Annotated in this window: 15 protein-coding genes and 2 pseudogenes; 1 reads left to right on the plus strand and 16 read right to left on the minus strand. The window is 75.1% G+C overall.

The genetic code is table 11. The features are described 5' to 3' along the window. Positions 1-44: 44 nt before the first annotated feature. Positions 45-737, plus strand: a pseudogene (locus AB0F68_RS25675) (LON peptidase substrate-binding domain-containing protein); the annotation flags it as partial. Here AB0F68_RS25675 and AB0F68_RS25680 read toward each other — a convergent pair. The 16 genes and pseudogenes from AB0F68_RS25680 to murC form a co-directional block, all read right to left on the minus strand. Continuing rightward, a pseudogene (locus tag AB0F68_RS25680) lies at positions 715-1,624 on the minus strand (DUF2567 domain-containing protein). The pseudogenes AB0F68_RS25675 and AB0F68_RS25680 overlap by 23 nt on opposite strands. 47 nt (positions 1,625-1,671) lie before the next feature. Further along, positions 1,672-3,276: an AAA family ATPase gene (locus tag AB0F68_RS25685; RefSeq protein WP_357342708.1), complete on the minus strand. Its 1,605-nt coding sequence runs from the start codon at positions 3,274-3,276 to the stop codon at positions 1,672-1,674. 117 nt (positions 3,277-3,393) lie between these two features. Beyond that, complete coding sequence (locus AB0F68_RS25690; protein WP_357342710.1) at positions 3,394-4,254, minus strand: hypothetical protein; 861 nt, start codon at positions 4,252-4,254, stop codon at positions 3,394-3,396. A gap of 7 nt (positions 4,255-4,261) precedes the next feature. Further along, complete coding sequence (locus tag AB0F68_RS25695; protein WP_357342712.1) at positions 4,262-5,206, minus strand: RluA family pseudouridine synthase; 945 nt, start codon at positions 5,204-5,206, stop codon at positions 4,262-4,264. Continuing rightward, positions 5,203-5,805 carry a signal peptidase II gene (gene lspA, locus AB0F68_RS25700; RefSeq protein WP_357342714.1) on the minus strand — a complete coding sequence of 201 codons (603 nt, stop codon included), beginning with the start codon at positions 5,803-5,805 and terminating at the stop codon, positions 5,203-5,205. The genes AB0F68_RS25695 and lspA overlap by 4 nt, the downstream gene beginning before the upstream one ends. Before the next feature lie 67 nt (positions 5,806-5,872). Next, positions 5,873-6,292, minus strand: coding sequence for a TraR/DksA C4-type zinc finger protein (locus AB0F68_RS25705; protein WP_357342716.1), 420 nt, complete (start codon positions 6,290-6,292; stop codon positions 5,873-5,875). 223 nt (positions 6,293-6,515) lie between these two features. After that, positions 6,516-8,021 (minus strand): potassium/proton antiporter, encoded by a 1,506-nt coding sequence (locus AB0F68_RS25710; protein WP_357342718.1) that lies wholly within the window; start codon positions 8,019-8,021, stop codon positions 6,516-6,518. Positions 8,022-8,043: 22 nt separating this feature from the next. Continuing rightward, positions 8,044-8,343: a DUF167 domain-containing protein gene (locus AB0F68_RS25715; RefSeq protein ID WP_357342721.1), complete on the minus strand. Its 300-nt coding sequence runs from the start codon at positions 8,341-8,343 to the stop codon at positions 8,044-8,046. A gap of 11 nt (positions 8,344-8,354) precedes the next feature. Beyond that, entirely contained in the window at positions 8,355-9,080 is a 726-nt protein-coding gene (locus tag AB0F68_RS25720) for a hypothetical protein (RefSeq protein WP_357342723.1), read from the minus strand. A 73-nt stretch (positions 9,081-9,153) separates the two neighbouring features. Beyond that, a complete protein-coding gene (locus AB0F68_RS25725; protein ID WP_357342725.1) occupies positions 9,154-9,960 on the minus strand; it encodes a DivIVA domain-containing protein in 807 nt (268 codons plus the stop codon). A 41-nt stretch (positions 9,961-10,001) separates the two neighbouring features. Further along, positions 10,002-10,307 (minus strand): YggT family protein, encoded by a 306-nt coding sequence (locus AB0F68_RS25730; RefSeq protein WP_091268049.1) that lies wholly within the window; start codon positions 10,305-10,307, stop codon positions 10,002-10,004. Positions 10,308-10,335: 28 nt separating this feature from the next. Beyond that, positions 10,336-11,028: a cell division protein SepF gene (gene sepF / locus AB0F68_RS25735; protein ID WP_357342728.1), complete on the minus strand. Its 693-nt coding sequence runs from the start codon at positions 11,026-11,028 to the stop codon at positions 10,336-10,338. A gap of 193 nt (positions 11,029-11,221) precedes the next feature. After that, the gene (locus AB0F68_RS25740; protein WP_357342730.1) at positions 11,222-11,968 is read right to left on the minus strand and encodes a YggS family pyridoxal phosphate-dependent enzyme; all 747 of its coding nucleotides are present in this window, start codon (positions 11,966-11,968) and stop codon (positions 11,222-11,224) included. A gap of 9 nt (positions 11,969-11,977) precedes the next feature. Continuing rightward, entirely contained in the window at positions 11,978-13,093 is a 1,116-nt protein-coding gene (ftsZ, locus tag AB0F68_RS25745; RefSeq protein ID WP_357342732.1) for a cell division protein FtsZ, read from the minus strand. Between the two features lie 238 nt (positions 13,094-13,331). Further along, complete coding sequence (locus AB0F68_RS25750; protein ID WP_357342734.1) at positions 13,332-14,150, minus strand: FtsQ-type POTRA domain-containing protein; 819 nt, start codon at positions 14,148-14,150, stop codon at positions 13,332-13,334. Continuing rightward, entirely contained in the window at positions 14,147-15,628 is a 1,482-nt protein-coding gene (murC, locus tag AB0F68_RS25755; RefSeq protein ID WP_357342737.1) for a UDP-N-acetylmuramate--L-alanine ligase, read from the minus strand. Before murC ends, AB0F68_RS25750 begins: the two co-directional genes overlap by 4 nt. Positions 15,629-15,654 lie beyond the last annotated feature (26 nt).

The raw sequence follows: 15,654 nt of genomic DNA on the forward strand, positions 1-15,654 counted from the left end.
GCCGGGACACGCCGCCGGGACGCGCTCGGGATACTCTCGATCACGTGACCGCACGGCTGCCGGTTTTCCCGCTCGGGACGGTCCTCTTCCCGGGGCTGGTCCTCCCGCTGCACATCTTCGAGGAGCGTTACCGGGCACTGGTGCGCCACCTGGTCGGGCTGCCCGAGGGCGCCCCGCGCGAGTTCGGCGTGGTGGCGATCCAGGCCGGCTGGGAGGTCGCGCCGGCCGGGCCACCGGACCGGTCCGGCCTCGCCGGCGGCGAGGTCACCCTGCACGAGGTGGGCTGCACCGCCGAGCTGCGCCAGGTCACCGAGCTGGCCGACGGCGGGTTCGACATCGTCACCGTGGGGCGGCGGCGGTTCCGCATCGCCGAGGTCGACGACGCCGCCGCGCCGTACCTGACCGCCGAGGTGGAGTGGCTGCCCGAGCCGGCCGGCACCGACGAGGTAACCGACCTGCTGGCCGCCCGGGTGATCTCGGTCTTCCGGCAGTATCTGGGCCTGGTCCGGCCCGACCCGCAGGAGATCTCCGAGCAGCTGCCGGAGGATCCGACGGTGCTGTCGCACCTGGTCGCCGCGACCGCGGCCCTGACCGTCGACGACCGGCAACGGCTGCTCGCCATCGACGACACCGCCGGCCGGCTCCGGGCCGAGCTGCGCCTGCTCAACCGGGAGACCGCCCTGCTGCGCGAGGTGCGGGCGGTCCCGGTGCCGCTCAGCGAGCTGGCTGGTCCCCCGGCTCCGCTGATCCCCGGCCCGCCGGGCGCCCAGCCGCCGTCCCACTCCGGCTCCGGGCGCAGCGAGGGCCATCGCGACCAGCCGGCCAGCAGGGTGTACGTCACGGCCGCGCCGAACGCCGCCAGCAGCAGGTTGCCGTGCGGCACGGGCAGCGGCCCGTACCAGTCGATCCCGCCGGCGCGCAGGTCGGCGGGCTTGGTGAAGTCGGTCCCGGGCGGCGCGCTGTCCAGCAGCCGTTGATAGGTGCCGAGCCCGATCCGGCGGCCGACCTGCCAGGCCACGACCGCCGCGCCGAGCCCACCGAACGCCCCGGCGAGCAGGCCGGCCGGGCCGCGGCGGCGGCGCAGCACCACCCAGAGGGTGATCGCGGCGAGCACCCCGAAGCCGAGCCCGAGCAGGCTGAACCAGCCGTCCGCGGCGACCGGCTGCTCCGGTTGCGGAGTCGCGTAGACGGCGCCCTCGGCGGTCATCTGCACCGGCGTCCCGGGGGCGACCAGCGCCCAGAGCAGGCCCAGGGGCGCGCCGAGCACGGTCAGCAGCAAAGCCATGCCGAGGGCGGTCGCGGCCGTCCGCGCGCCGGCCCGCCGGGTGGCGGACGGCGCACCGGCCACCTCGCCCACGACGCCCGGATAGCCGGCCAGCGGGTCCGCGCCGGGCGCGGTGACCGGGGTGCCGGCGGGCACCGGCAGGCCGCCGGGCCAGCCGGGCGCCGTGGCACCCTCGCCCGCGGACCGGTCGGGCGTGCCGTCGGCCTGCCGCTCGGGGTGCGGGGAACTCTCCGCACCGGCGGGCGGGGAACTCTCCGCACCGGCGGGCGGGCGGGCGGCGGCGCCGGGCGCGCCGGAACCGTCGGCGGCCCGCTCCGAATCAGGGGTGTCCGGACTCACCCGGTGATCCTCTCAGGCGACGGGGCGGCGCGCGGCGGCGGTGGCGGTCAGCGGGCGAACGGCTCCAGCATCACCGCGGCGGCCTTGAGCCAGCCCTGCCGGGTCGCGGCCTGGAGCTGGTGGTACTCGATCGAGGAGCCGGTCTCCAGCGCCGGGTCGTAGGGCACCACGGCGACCGCCCGGGTCCGGGTGGCGAAGTGGCGCTCCAGGTCGTCCTGGAGCGGCGTGCGCTCGGGGGTGGGGCAGGAGATCAGGGTGACCGCGTTGTCGGCCAGCTCGCCCATGCCCTCCTCGTGCAGCAGGTCGAGCATCCAGTCCGCGCTGAACGCGGCGTCCTCGCGCGGCACGGTGGTCACCACGAGCTGGTCGGCGGCCTGCATGACGGTGCGCCAGTTGGGGCTCTCCACGTTGTTGCCGGTGTCCACGCAGACCACGTCGTGGGTGCGGCGCAGCAGCTCCAGCACCCGCTTGACGGTGAACTGGTCCAGCCGCTGGGCGAAGCGCGGGCTCTCCTCGCCGGCCAGCACGTCGTACGAGCCGTCGGAGGCGTGCCGCAGGTAGTCGTCGAGGTGTTCCAGCAGAATGTCGCCCTCCAGGATCTCGATCTGCGCGAGATCGTGGATCAGGTGCCGGATGGTGCGGGCGTGCCGGGCGCTGCCGGCGCGCAGGCCGAGGGTGCCGCGCAGCTCGTTGTCGTCCCAGGCGAGCACCCCGCGCCCCCGCACGCTGCCCACGGTGGCCGCGGCGAGCACGGTGGCGGTGGTCTTGTGCACCCCGCCCTTGGGGTTGGCGAAGGCGAGCACCCGGGGGCCGCCCAGCTCGCGGCGGAGCACCCCGGCCGCCCGCTCCAGCTCGGTATCGGGCTCCGGGGCGCGCCACTCCACCCGGGCCGCCTCGATCCGGGCCGGGTAGCCCTCGATCTGCGCCGGATAGGCCGGGGTCGGCTCGGCCGCCGGTGGCGTCTCCGGCCGGTAGCGGCCCCGGTCCAGCAGCGCGTAGCGGGACTCCGCCGGGGGCGGGTCGGGCTGGTAGCCGCTGTCGAGCAGGGCGTACCGGGACTCGACCGAGGCGGTGCCCCGGCCGCGCGCCTCGGGCTCGGGGTAGCGCGGCTCCGGCTGGTGGGCCGGCTCGGCCCGCCACGACGGCTCGGCGCGCGGCTCCGGCTGGTGGAGCGGCTCGGCCCGCCACGACGGTTCGGCGCGCGGCTCCGGCTCGGCCCGCCAGGACGGCTCGGCGTGCGACTCCGGCTCGGCCCGCCAGGACGGTTCGCCGTGCGGCTCCGGCTCGGGTCGGTAGGCGGGCTCTGCCCGGTACGCCGGCTCGCCGCCGTAGCGCGGGTCGACCCGGTAGGCCGGCTCCACCCGGTAGGTCGCCTCGACGCGGTAGCCCGGCTCGGCGCCGTACGAGCCGTCGGCGGGGTGGGCGACGGCCTGCGCCCGGCCCGTCCAGCCGGTGCCGGCGGCGCGCCGGGGCAGCGGCTCCGGTGGCGGCGGCGGGCTCTCCTCGACGCGACCGTCGGCGTCGGGGTGTTCCGCGCCGCGAGCGCCGAGCCGGGCCCGGTCGAGCAGCGCGCGCCACCGTGGTGCCGGCTCAGCCTGCCGACCCCAACCGGTTTCGCTGCCGTCCAAGGCCTCGCCCCTCCCCCAGCCCATCGATCTCCGCCTGACAGGCTACGAACGAAACCCTATTCGGAACACACCCCGGTTCGCACATCCCCCGGGGGGTCTCCTCACCGCCCGGCCGGGCCCGAAGCCGCCCACCTGCACGTCTCAGGAGGTGGGAGCGGGATTGGGCGGTCCCGTCCCGGCGGCGGGCCGGCCGGTGGCCGGTGATGATCCGGTCACCGTCGGTGCGGCTTCCGACGAATCGCCCATACCGGCGGCCGGCGCGAGTCCGGTGTCGGCCGGCGGCCGGGCCACGTCCCGCTGCTCCGGCAGCGGCGGGGTGAACACCGCGCGATCCAACCGGGTCACCTCCGGGGCGGGGTCGACCGCGCGGACGCCGGGGCGGGCGGCCAGCTTCCGGAGGGCCTCCGGGGCGTCCCGGACCACGGCGGCGTAGACGCACGCGCAGCCCGCCCGGTAGCCGGCCGCCTCCCGCGCCGCCACGGCGGCCCCGGTGTCGTACACCCGGCGCAGCTCGGAATCGGCGGTGGCCGCCGGGGCGGCGGCGCGGGCGCGGTAGTCGGCGGCCTCCCGGTCCTTGCGCGCGGCCACCTCGGCCATCCCGGCGACCACGTCGTCGGGCAGGCGCAGCGCGGCCATCCGGACGATCTCGGTCTGCCGCCCGGGCACCGGCACGCGGGCCACCACGGCGGCGACCGGGGCGTCGCCCAGCGCGGTGGCCACCTGCGCCGGCGTCAGGTACGCGGCGAACGAGACCAGGGCGTAACTGCCGGGCGCCGGGGCGTCGAGCCGGGCGAGTTCGTCGGCGGCGCCGCGCAGGTAGGCCGGGACGGCGTCGCCGTCGGCCACCCCGACCCGGGTCACCTCGCCGACCGTGCGGTCCCCGACCGGCTGGTCCCGCCGCTGCGCGACGGCGACCGCCAGCACCACCAGCGCGCACGCCAGGGCGAGCCAGGTGAGCGCGCCGGCGCGCGACCGGCGCGGCGGCTGGGTGTCGGTCGTCATCGGCGGGTCAGTCGCCGAGGATCTCCAGCGCCCGGGCCAGGTCGTCCGGGTAGTCGCTGACGAAGGTGACCTCGTCGCCCGTGCGTGGGTGCAGGAAGCTCAGCGAGCGGGCGTGCAGCCACTGCCGGCTCAGCCCGAGCCGGGCGGACAGGGTCGGGTCGGCGCCGTAGGTCAGGTCGCCCACGCAGGGGTGCCGCAGCGTGGAGAGGTGCACCCGGATCTGGTGGGTACGCCCGGTCTCCAGCCGCACGTCGAGCAGGCTGGCCGACGGGAACGCCTCGAGGGTGTCGTAGTGGGTGATGCTCGGCTTGCCGCCGGAGACCACGGCCCAGCGGTAGTCGTGGTGCGGGTGCCGGTCGATCGGCGCGTCGATGGTGCCGCGCAGCGGGTCCGGGTGGCCCTGCACCACCGCGTGGTAGCGCTTCTCCACCTCGCGGTACTTGAACGCCCGCTTCAACGCGGTGTACGCCTGCTCGCTCTTGGCCACCACCATGACCCCGGTGGTGCCCACGTCGAGCCGGTGCACCACCCCCTGCCGCTCGGCGGCGCCGCTGGTGGAGATCCGGTGGCCGATGCTGGCCAGCCCGCCGATCACGGTCGGGCCGGTCCAGCCGGGGCTGGGGTGGGCGGCCACCCCGACCGGCTTGTCCACCACCACGATGTCGTCGTCGGCGTAGACCACGGTGAGGCCCGGCACGGCCTGCGGCACCACGGTCGGCGGGGCGGCCGGCGCGGGCAGCGTGACCTCCAGCCAGGAGCCCGCCTTGACCTTGTGCGAGTTGGGCCGGGCCGCGCCGTCGACCAGCGCGTCCCCGGCGTCGACCAGCGCCGCCGCGGCCGTCCGGGACAGCCCGAAGAGCCGGGAGACGGCCTGGTCCAGCCGCATGCCGTCGAGCCCGTCCGGGACGGGCAGGGACCGGTGGTCGCCGCCGGCGGCGAAGGCGGAGGTCACGCGCGCTCCCGCTGCTCGGCGGGGGCCTCGACGTCGGACCGCTCGGCGGTGGCCCGGGAGCCGTCCCGCTGCCGGCCGGTCAGCTCCAGGAACACCGCCAGCAGCACGCCGCAGACCAGCGAGCTGTCGGCCAGGTTGAACACCGGCCAGACCTGCCCGTACGGGTCGAAGAGGCTGACCATGTCGACCACGTGGCCCACGAAGTGCCCGGGGGCCCGGAAGATCCGGTCGGTGAGGTTGCCCAGCGCACCGCCCAGCACGAGCCCCAGCGACACGGCCCAGGGCACCGACCGCAGCCGCAGCGCCATCCAGGCGATCCAGGCGATCACGCCGATGGTGATCAGCGGGAAGACCCAGGTGTGGCCGGAGCCGATGCTCCACGCCGCGCCGCTGTTGCGGGTCAGGCTGAGGTAGACCGCGCCGCCGAGCAGCGACACCGGCCCCCGCCCGGTGAGCTCCGAGAGCGCGAGCTGCTTGGTGACCAGGTCGGCGACGAGCGAGGCCAGGGCCACGCCGAGCAGCAGGCCGGTCGCCTTGCGGCGGGGCGTGCCGGTGCCCGATTCGGCGGTGCCGGACCCGGCGGGCGGTGCTGCGGTCATCTGCTCCCCATCGACGCTCGCGACGGTGGCGGTCACCGTCTGCCGTTCGGCCGCCGGGGAACGGACGTCAGCGCCGCTCCTCCAGCTGCTTGCAGCTCACGCAGAGGGTCGCCGACGGGAAGGCGGCGAGCCGCTCCACCGGGATCGGGTTGCCGCACTTCTCACACCAGCCGTAGCCACCCTCGTCGAGGCGCTCCAGCGCGCGTTCGACCTGCGTGATCCGCTCCTTGATGCTGTTGGCGAGTGAGATCTCCTGCTCGCGCTCGAACGTCTTGGTGCCGGTGTCGGCCTGGTCGTCCCCGGCCGAGTCGGTCAGCCGGTCGCGCTGCAGCTCGGTGATCTCGCTCAGCGTCTGATCGTACTCGGCGTTGAGCTCGTCCCGCCGTGCCGCCAGGGCGGCCCGGATCTTCTCGGTCTCCGCCGCGCTGCGGGTGGCCTTCACCACCGGCTTACGGCCGGCAGTCCTGGTGTCGGCTGGCTTCGCCATCGTCAGCTCCCTCAGCCGCGTGCCGCGGCGGTCAGCGTGCCTGGGCGGGGCTCGCCGGCATCGGCGTCCCCCATGTACAGAACGGGCGCGCGGCGACGGGGGCCGCGCACTCCGGAGGGTGGCAAGAATACGGAACGTACAGGCTTCCGACAACGTGCCGCACCGTCGCACCGCGATTCAGCCCCGAACAGCCACCAATTGGGGCAAAGGGAACGCTAGCAGATCAGCCGGTCCGGTCCTCGCCGTACTCGCCAAACCACCGGGCCAGCCGACCCCGCCGGCTCACCGCCCGCAGCCGCCGCTCCGCCTCGTCCCGCACCTCCGCGGTGGCCACGATGAGCAGGCTGTCCCCGACCTTCAGCCGGGTGTCCGGGCCGGGCACGAAGCCCACCCCGTCGCGCAGCACCAGGGTCACCGAGGCGCCCACCGGCAGCCGCAGCTCGTCGACGTGCACCCCGCCCAGCCGGGAGCCCGGCGGCACCTCCAGCTGGAGCAGGTCGGCCCGCATCCGCTCCAGCGGGGCCGTCTCAAGCAGGATCTCCGCCGCCTCGGCCGGCGCGGTCACCCCGAGCCGGCGGGCCGCCGGCGCCAGGGTCCCGGCCTGGAGCAGCGTGAAGATCACCACCAGCACGAAGACCGCGTCGAAGAGCCGGTCGGCGCCCGGCACCCGCAGCGAGAGCGGGATGGTGGCCAGCACGATCGGCACCGCCCCACGCAGCCCGGCCCAGGAGAGGAAGAGCTGCTCGGGCAGCCGGAGCCGGAACGGCAGCGCGGAGACCGCCACCGACAGCGGCCGGGCGAGCAGCAGCAGGGCCAGCCCGGTGACCACCGCCGGCAGCACCGCCGCGTCCAGCCGGCTCGGCGAGACCAGCAGGCCGAGCAGCACGAACAGACCGATCTGGGCGAGCCAGGCCAGCCCGTCGGCGAAGCCCAGGATGGCCTGCCGGTGCGGCAGCCGGGCGTTGCCGAGCAACACTCCGGCCACGTAGACGGCGAGGAAGCCCGAGGCGTGCAGCACCGAGCCGGCCGCGTACGCCAGCACGGTGAAGCCGACCACCGCGATCGGGTAGAGGCCGGCGGACGGCAGGGCGGCCCGGCGCAGCACGTACCGGCCGGCGATCCCGGCGGCCACCCCGACGGCGGCGCCGGTGCTCAGCTCGTAGCCGACCAGGAGCACCTCGTGCCACCACGGGTGGGAGGCCGCCACCCCGGCCCGGGACAGCAGCAGCACCAGGATGACCACCGGGGCGTCGTTGATCCCGGACTCGGCCTCCAGGGTGGCGACCAGGCGGGGCGGCAGGCGCAGCCGGCGCAGGGTGGCGAAGACGGCCGCCGCGTCGGTGGACGAGAGCACCGCGCCGTAGAGCAGCGCCAGCCGCCAGTCCAGGCCGAGCAGCAGGTGCACCACCACGCCGACGACCAGGATGCTGACCGTCACGCCGACCGTGGAGAGCGCGGCGGCCAGGCCGAGCACCGGCCGCAGGGTGCTCCACCGGGCGGTCAGCCCGCCCTCCGCGATGATCACGATGAGCGCGCAGAAGCCGAGCACCCGGGTCAGCTCGACGTCGTCGAAGCGGATGCCCAGGCCGGCCTCGCCGATGGCCACCCCGAGCGCCAGGTAGACCAGGAGACTCGGCACGCCGAGCCGGGTGGAGAACCGCACCGCGCCCACCGCGACGAGCAGGACGCCCGCGCCGATCAGCAGCGCGACATCGAGCCCCGGCGTCATCCGGGACCGGTCCGGACGGTCCTCACCCGACCGATCCGTCCCGCAGCCGCCGGAGCACCTCGGGCAGCCCGGGGGCCGGATGCTCGACCAGGAAGAGCTTGTCCCGGCTGGCCGCGCCGGCCCGCAGGGCGACCGCCGCCGGCCGTACGCCGAGCGCGTCGGCCAGGGCCCGGCGGGCCGCCTCGGTGGCCCGGCCGTCGACCGCGGGCGCGTTCACCGCGATGACCAGGGCCGGCCCGTGCGGCCCGTCGAACCGGCCGCCGACCCGGGCCCGCGAGGCCCCCGGCTTCACGCGTACGGCGACGGTGAGCGTGTCGTCCATGGCCACCATGATCAGTGCGGCCGGGCCTCGGCGAGCAGGGTGGTCGCGGGCGCGCAGCCGGCGCACGGGGTGAAGCCCAGCGCGACCGCCTCGGCGACCGGCAGCGGCTCGTCGACCCGGCCCACCAGGTGCGGGCATCCGGGCAGGTGGAAGCGGGGGTGGCCGTCGACCACCCGGACCTCGCCGTCGAGCCGGACCAGCCGGGCGACCTCCCCGGCGGAGAGGACCTCGGCGGGCGGGTCGCCCTCGAACGGGCCGTCCGGCGCCGGCGAGGTGGGCGCCGGGGCGTCCGACGCCGCCTCGGCCCGGGACGGTCCGCGCGGGGCGGGCGGCGAGTAGGGCTCGGCCGGCGGGTCGAACGGGTCGGCCGCCGGCTCGAACGCGGCGGCCGGCGCGTCGACCGTGCGGGCCGGAGCGTCGAACGGGTCGGCCGCCGGTGACTCGGGTGGTTGCCGCCACCCGGGTGCACCGGCGCCGACCGTCGACGTGACGTGCGGGACCTCGACCTGCGGTCCGTCGTGGGACGGGCCGGTCGGCGCGGTCCGGCGGCGCGACCCGGTCTCCCGGCCCGCCGCGCCCCGGGCCGCGACCGCCTGGCGGGCGCCCGCGACAAGGGCTACGGCGGCCAGCAGGCTGGCCGCGATCGAGGTGATCAGCAGCGGGCTGGACCCACCGGCCAGCCCGGCCACCAGGAGCACGACCGCGACGAGGATGAGCGGGATGCTGACGGCTATCACGGCTCACCCCCGGCCGCGTCGTGTCGGTCTGCGCGGTCGGTGGCCGCCCCTGGGACGGCCACCGACGGCGGGATCAGCGGCCGGACTCGAGGGAGCCCGCGCGGCCGCCGCCGTAGGAGCCGGCGAGGCCGGCGGTGGCGAGGCCGTTGCTGCCGCCGGTGGCACGGGTGCCCTCGGAGCGGGTCATCTCGGCCTCCAGGCCCTGGCCGCGACCGTCGAGGTCACGCAGCTGGCTCTCCAGGTAGGCCTTGAGGCGGGTGCGGTACTCGCGCTCGAACTGCTTGAGCTCCTCGATGTGCTTCTGCAGCGCGGTGCGCTTGGCGTCCAGGCCGCCCATGGCCTCCTGGTGCCGCTGGCGGGCGTCGCGCTCCAGGGCGTCGGCCTTGGCGCGGGCCTCGCGGGTGACCTCCTCGGCCTTCGAACGGGCCTCGGAGAGCAGCTGGTCGGCCTCGCGCCGGGCGTCGGACACGTGGTCGTCGGCGGTGCGCTGGGCCATCATGAGCACGCGAAGCGCCTGCTGCTCGCCGTCCGCGGCGGCGGCCGCCGGGCCACCCTGCGCGCGGACCTGCTCCAGCTCGGCCTGCATCGCCCGGGCCGCCTGCTCGGCGGCCGCCTTGTCGCGCTGCACCCGGTCGAGCTGGGCCTTGACGTCGTTGAGCTCCGCCGCGAGGCGGGCGTCGCCGCCGGGGCCGGCGGGAGCGCCACCCCGACCGCCGCGCTCCACCTGGGCGCGCAGCTCGTTGTTCTCCTCGATCAGACGGGCCAGCTCGCGCTCGACCTCGTCCAGGAAGGCGTCGACCTCCTCCTCGTCATACCCCCGCTTGCCGATCGGCGGCTTTTTGAAGGCGACGTTGTGGACGTCGGCCGGGGTCAGCGGCATCGAAACTCCTCGGGTCAGTTGCGGCCGCGAAAGCGCTCTGGTCAGGCGAAGGCCAGGATCAGGCGCCTAAACACGAACTCCATCAGCACGAACAGGATAACCAGGAGCACAAGGGAGGCCAGGTCGATGCTCACGGTACCAATTCGCAGTGGTGGGATCACACGCCTCAACGCGCGCAGGGGCGGATCAGTGACGCTCCACACGACTTCCAATCCCGCCGATGCTCCCCGGCCCGGTTGCCAACGGCGACCATAGGCCAGAACGGCGCCGAGGACAAATCGGGCCAACAGCACAAGCAGGAAGAAATACAGGAGCAAATAGAGCACCTGGAACAGGATCGACAACACGGCAGGCGACGTCCCTCGGTCGTGCGGGCTAGCTCAGGCTGAAAAAGCCGCCCTCAGCGATCTTGGCCTTGTCCTCCGCGGTGACCTGGACGTTGGCCGGTGAGAGCAGGAACACCCGGTTGGTCACGCGCTCGATCGTACCGCGCAGGCCGAACGCGAGCCCGGCGGCGAAGTCGACCAGCCGGCGGGCGTCCGCCTCATCCATCTCGGTGAGGTTGATGATCACCGGCACGCCGTCGCGGAAGTGCTCACCGATGGTGCGCGCCTCCCGGTAGGTGGTCGGGTGCAGCGTGGTGATCTGGTAGCGCTGCTCGTCCTCGGGCACCACCGCCCGCTCGCGCGGCTGGGCCTGCGGCGCCAGGGCGAGGTTGTCGCGGGTGTGGTAGGTCAGCGCGCCGGAGGTCTCCCCCGCGCCCGACCGGGTGATCGACCGGACGCTGGACCGCTCGGCCCGCTCCGGCCGCTCCTCGGCCCGGTCGGCCTCGACGGCGCGGCTCGACGCGCGCTCGGTCAGCCGCCCGCGGTCGCCGACCCGGCCCCGGGTCGCCGGCGGCTCCTCGGACTCGTCGTCCTCGTCGTCGGCGAACTCCTCGGAGTAACGGCTCGACCGGTAGCGCGACTCGCGGTAGCCACCCTTGTCGTAGCCACCGTCCTCGTACGCCCGCTCATCGTCCTCCTCGACGAGACCGAGCCAGACCCCCGCCTTGCGCAGTGCACCCATCCCCGCGCCCTTCCGTCCGCCGTGCGGCACGCGCCCCCGTTGCCGTGTCGCTTGATCACGGGTGGACAACTGCCCACCGGACCGGATCGGCAATCCCCTGGCGAGCGATTCGCGGTCCGCCCGCCACGGCCCCCGACTACGGGAACGCCGTTCCTGAAACAACACTGCTGTAATTTGCTCTTTCGCGGTCAGGCTACCGCAGCGTGGGGCGCATTCCGAGCAACGCGCTGCCGACGCGGACATGTGTCGCGCCATATCCGATCGCGATTTCCAAATCTCCGCTCATGCCCGCCGAGAGGACCGTCGCACCGGGATGGTCGGCGCGGAATCGCGCCGTCACCTCGGCCAGCCGGGCGAACGCCCGGTCCGGTTCCCAGCCGAGCGGGGCGACCGCCATCAGGCCGGCGAGTCGCAACGCGCCGCCGCCGGCCACCGCCGCGGCCACCGGGCCGAGCCCCCGGTCCGGGTCGGCCGCGTCCGGCAGCGCCCCGCCGCGGGCCGGGTCGCCGTCGATGCTCACCTGCACCAGCACGTCCAACGGCCGCTCCCGGCCGGCAGCCGCGGCGCCGTCCAGCGCGGCCGCCAGCCGCACGCTGTCGACCGACTGGACCACGTCGGCGTAGCGGACCACCGAGCGGGCCTTGTTGCGCTGGAGCTGGCCGATGAAGTGCCAGCGCGGCGCGGCCCCGGCGGCGGCCGCCTCGGCGGCCTTCGGCGCCGCCTCCTGGTCGCGGTTCTCCCCGACGTCGGTCACCCCGAGCCCGGCAAGCGCGACCACGTCCGCGGCCGGGTACGTCTTGGTCACCGCGACCAGGGTGACCTCGCCCCGGTCCCGGCCCGCCGCCGCACAGGCGTCGGCGATGCGGGCCCGGACCCGGGCGAGGCCGGCCGCGAGCTCGGCGCGACGGTCGGGTCGCACCGTGGTGGGTGAGTCGGTCATCGGCGCGGCTCAGGACCCGTTCTTCAGGAAGTCCGGCACGTCGACGTCGTCGAAGAGCACCCGGCGCGGCGACTGCTGCGGGGCCGGCATGGTGGCCGGCGGGCTGACCGGCGCGTTCGCCTGGGTCGGCGGGTTCTGGTTGGTCTTGCGGGCCGGCTCGACCGCCTTGTAGGCGGGCGCGCCCCCGTCGAAGCCCGCCGCGATCACGGTCACCCGCACCTCGTCGCCGAGCGCGTCGTCGATGACCGCGCCGAAGATGATGTTGGCGTCCGGGTGGGCCGCGTCGGTGACCAGCTGGGCGGCGTCGTTGATCTCGAACAGGCCCAGGTCGGAGCCGCCGGCGATGGAGAGCAGCACGCCCCGCGCGCCGTCCATGCTCTGCTCCAGCAGCGGGCTGGAGATGGCCGCCTCGGCCGCCTCCACGGCGCGGTTCTCGCCGCGGGCGCTGCCGATGCCCATGAGCGCGCTGCCCGCGCCGCTCATCACGCTCTTCACGTCGGCGAAGTCCAGGTTGATCAGACCCGGCGTGGTGATCAGGTCGGTGATGCCCTGGACACCGGAGAGGAGCACCTGGTCCGCGGTGCGGAAGGCGTCCATCATGGAAATGTTCCGGTCACCGAGCGCCAGCAGCCGATCGTTCGGAATCACGATGAGCGTGTCGCACTGGTTGCGCAGCTCCTCGATGCCCGACTCGGCCTGCACCTGGCGGCGCTTGCCCTCGAAGGAGAACGGCCGGGTGACCACGCCGATGGTGAGCGCGCCGAGCTTGCGGGCGATGTTGGCCACCACCGGCGCGCCGCCGGTGCCCGTGCCGCCGCCCTCGCCGCAGGTCACGAAGACCATGTCGGCGCCCTTGAGCACCTCCTCGATCTCGTCGCGGTGGTCCTCGGCGGCGTTCTTGCCGACGTCGGGATTGGCGCCGGCGCCCAGCCCGCGGGTCAACTCCCGGCCGACATCGAGCTTGACGTCGGCGTCACTCATCAGAAGCGCCTGCGCGTCGGTGTTGATCGCGATGAACTCGACGCCCTTGAGCCCAACCTCGATCATCCGGTTGACGGCGTTCACGCCGCCGCCCCCGATGCCGACGACCTTGATGACCGCCAGGTAGTTGTGCGGAGGTGTCATCTCCGGTCCTTTCCCTTCGAGATTGGCATGGGCCGACCCCACACGGCTTGGCCAGACCAGCGGCGGAGCATTTCCCAGCTGTGCCGAGGGTTGAAACCCTCACCCTCTACTAGAGGCTTAGAGCGATGTCAACCACTGATCTCTTCGGGGCAACGTATGCGCCGCCGAGCGCTGAGCCAAGGACCCTTCCGGCGTGTCGCCCGGGGAGCGGGCCGGCTCACGTCGGCTGACCGGCGGATCACTGGAAGGTGACCACGTCCGGCGCGCTCACGTCGATCGTGTCGGCTTTCCGGCCGAGCAGGGCGGTGGCCACCCTGGACTTGTCCGGACTGCGGGCCGCGTCGCCCCAGACCACCTTCCGGTCGCCGCGCAGCAGCAGGGTGATCCGGGCCAGCCCCGCCACGTCCACCGCGACCAGCTCGGCGCGCAGTTTCGAGCTGAGCGCGGCGAGCACGTCCAGCCCGGCGCGGGTGCCCGGGTCGTCGGGGGCCGGTTTGCCGACCCGGACGACCGGCAGCCCGGCAGGGGCCTGGTCCAGGTTCTGGAAGACCACGCCGGCACGGTCGACCACGGCCCAGCGGTCGCCCTGCGGCACCGCGGCCACCGGGGTCCGCTCCACCACCCGGATCACCAGGGCGCCCGGCCAGTCCCGCTCCACCGAGGCCCGCTCCACCGCAGCCAGCGCGCCGACCCGGCGGGAGGTGGCGGCCAGGTCCACCCGGGCCAGCGGAGCCTCGTCGGGCACGGCCGCGGCGTCGCGTACCTCGACCGGGGTGACCAGCTTGGCGCCGACCACCCGCACCTCCCGGACGCCGAACAGGCCGGTGCCCAGCACGGTCCAGGCGACCAGCCCGGCGATCGCCAACACGGCGGCGGTGACCGCCCAGGGCAGCGCCGCGCGCATCCGCCGCTGCCGGGCCCGGGCCATGAAGCGCCGGGTGGACGGGGGTACGGCGTCCGCGCCGGCCCGGACCAGCTGCCACCGCCGGGCCGGGCTGCGCCGGCCGGCCCCGCCGTCCTGGCCGGGGGTGCGGCCGCGGGCCGGGCCGGGGCTCATCCGGCCGTGGCCGCCGCGCCGTCCGGGTCGACGCCGGTGCCGATGGCCGCCGCGTCGCCGGACCGGGCCAGCAGGGCGTCGAGCAGCTGGTCGCCCATCAGCGAGATCGGCGGTGCGCCCATGGTCACCACCACGTCGCCCGGCCGGGCCCGGCGGGCCACCTCGGCCGGCACGTCGTCCCAGGCCTCGACGAAGACCTTGCGCTCCGCGGGCAGCGGCACCACCTGGAGCAGCGCGGCCGAGCCCTCGCCGGGCTGGCGCAGCTCGCCCGGGCCGAAGACCTCCAGCAGCACCAGCTCGTCGGCGATGCCGAGGGCCGCGGCGATCTCCGCCTGGAGGTCGCGGGTGCGGTAGAGGCGGTAGGGCTGGAAGACCACGATCAGCCGGCCCTCGCCGGCGACCTCGCGCAGCGTCTGCAGGGCCAGCGTCATGGAGGTCGGGTGGTAGGCGTACTCGTCGTAGACCAGCACGCCGTCCGCGACGCCCTTGCGCTCGAAGCGCCGCCGCACGCCGGGGAACACGCCGAGCGCGCCCTCCGCCGACGTGACCGGCAGTTCCAGCAGGTACGCGGCGAGCACCGCGGAGGCGCTGTTCAACCCCATGTGCCGCCCGGGCACCGGGAGCCGGATCTCACCCAGCGACCGGCCCTCGATCTCGGCCAGATAGCGCACCCCCTGGGCGGAGGAGGTCATCCCGCTGAGCTTCAGGTCGGCGTCGGCGGACTCGCCGTACGTCCAGACCCGGCGCCCCTCGGCCCGCAGCGTCTCGGCCAGCCGCCGGCCGCCCGGGTCGTCGGCGCAGGTGACGATGAAGCCCTCCGGGTCGGTGAGCCGGGCGAATTCGGCGAAGGTCGCCTCCAGGTTGGCCAGGTCGCCGTAGGTGTTGAGGTGGTCCGCCTCGATGTTCGTGATGATCGACACGTACGGGCGGTAGATGAGGAAGGAGCGGTCGCTCTCGTCCGCCTCGACCACGAAGTACTCGCCGGTGCCGTGGTGCGCGCCGGAGCCGACCTCGGAGATCTCGCCACCGATCACGAAGGACGGGTCGGTGCCGGCCTGCTGGAGCACCATGGTGACCATCGAGGTGGTGGTGGTCTTGCCGTGGGTGCCGGCGACCGCCACGGTCCGGCGGCCGGTCATCGCGGCGGCCAGGGCCTCGGAGCGGTGCAGCACGCGCAGGCCGCGCCGGCGCGCCTCGACCATCTCCAGGTGGTCCTGCGGGATGGCCGAGGAGTAGACCACGGTGTCCACCCCGTCGAGGTTGGTCGCCTCGTGGCTCATGTGGATGGTGCCGCCGAGCGCCCGCAGGCCGGCCAGGGAGGGCCACTCCCGCAGCTCGCTGCCGGAGACCGGCAGGCCCCGGGTGAGGAAGAGCCGGGCCAGGCCGCTCATGCCGACGCCGCCCACCCCGATGAGGTGGATCCGGCCGAGGTCCTCCGCGGTCATCGTGCCGGCGGGGGTGAACTGCGCGGTGTTCATGGGACGTACCTTCCGGTCGCGGCGGC

Source organism: Micromonospora sp. NPDC023966 (assembly GCF_040639095.1).
In the GTDB taxonomy this organism is placed as follows: domain Bacteria; phylum Actinomycetota; class Actinomycetes; order Mycobacteriales; family Micromonosporaceae; genus Micromonospora.

What these genes read in the sequence shown, in the direction of transcription:
- AB0F68_RS25685 (WP_357342708.1), bottom strand. Translation starts at nt 3,276, where the DNA reads ATGGGCTGGGGGAGGGGCGAGGCCTTGGACGGCAGCGAAACCGGTTGG.
- AB0F68_RS25690 (WP_357342710.1), bottom strand. Translation starts at nt 4,254, where the DNA reads ATGACGACCGACACCCAGCCGCCGCGCCGGTCGCGCGCCGGCGCGCTC.
- lspA (WP_357342714.1), bottom strand. Translation starts at nt 5,805, where the DNA reads ATGACCGCAGCACCGCCCGCCGGGTCCGGCACCGCCGAATCGGGCACC.
- AB0F68_RS25705 (WP_357342716.1), bottom strand. Translation starts at nt 6,292, where the DNA reads ATGGCGAAGCCAGCCGACACCAGGACTGCCGGCCGTAAGCCGGTGGTG.
- AB0F68_RS25710 (WP_357342718.1), bottom strand. Translation starts at nt 8,021, where the DNA reads ATGACGCCGGGGCTCGATGTCGCGCTGCTGATCGGCGCGGGCGTCCTG.
- AB0F68_RS25715 (WP_357342721.1), bottom strand. Translation starts at nt 8,343, where the DNA reads ATGGACGACACGCTCACCGTCGCCGTACGCGTGAAGCCGGGGGCCTCG.
- AB0F68_RS25725 (WP_357342725.1), bottom strand. Translation starts at nt 9,960, where the DNA reads ATGCCGCTGACCCCGGCCGACGTCCACAACGTCGCCTTCAAAAAGCCG.
- sepF (WP_357342728.1), bottom strand. Translation starts at nt 11,028, where the DNA reads ATGGGTGCACTGCGCAAGGCGGGGGTCTGGCTCGGTCTCGTCGAGGAG.
- AB0F68_RS25740 (WP_357342730.1), bottom strand. Translation starts at nt 11,968, where the DNA reads ATGACCGACTCACCCACCACGGTGCGACCCGACCGTCGCGCCGAGCTC.
- ftsZ (WP_357342732.1), bottom strand. Translation starts at nt 13,093, where the DNA reads ATGACACCTCCGCACAACTACCTGGCGGTCATCAAGGTCGTCGGCATC.
- AB0F68_RS25750 (WP_357342734.1), bottom strand. Translation starts at nt 14,150, where the DNA reads ATGAGCCCCGGCCCGGCCCGCGGCCGCACCCCCGGCCAGGACGGCGGG.
- murC (WP_357342737.1), bottom strand. Translation starts at nt 15,628, where the DNA reads ATGAACACCGCGCAGTTCACCCCCGCCGGCACGATGACCGCGGAGGAC.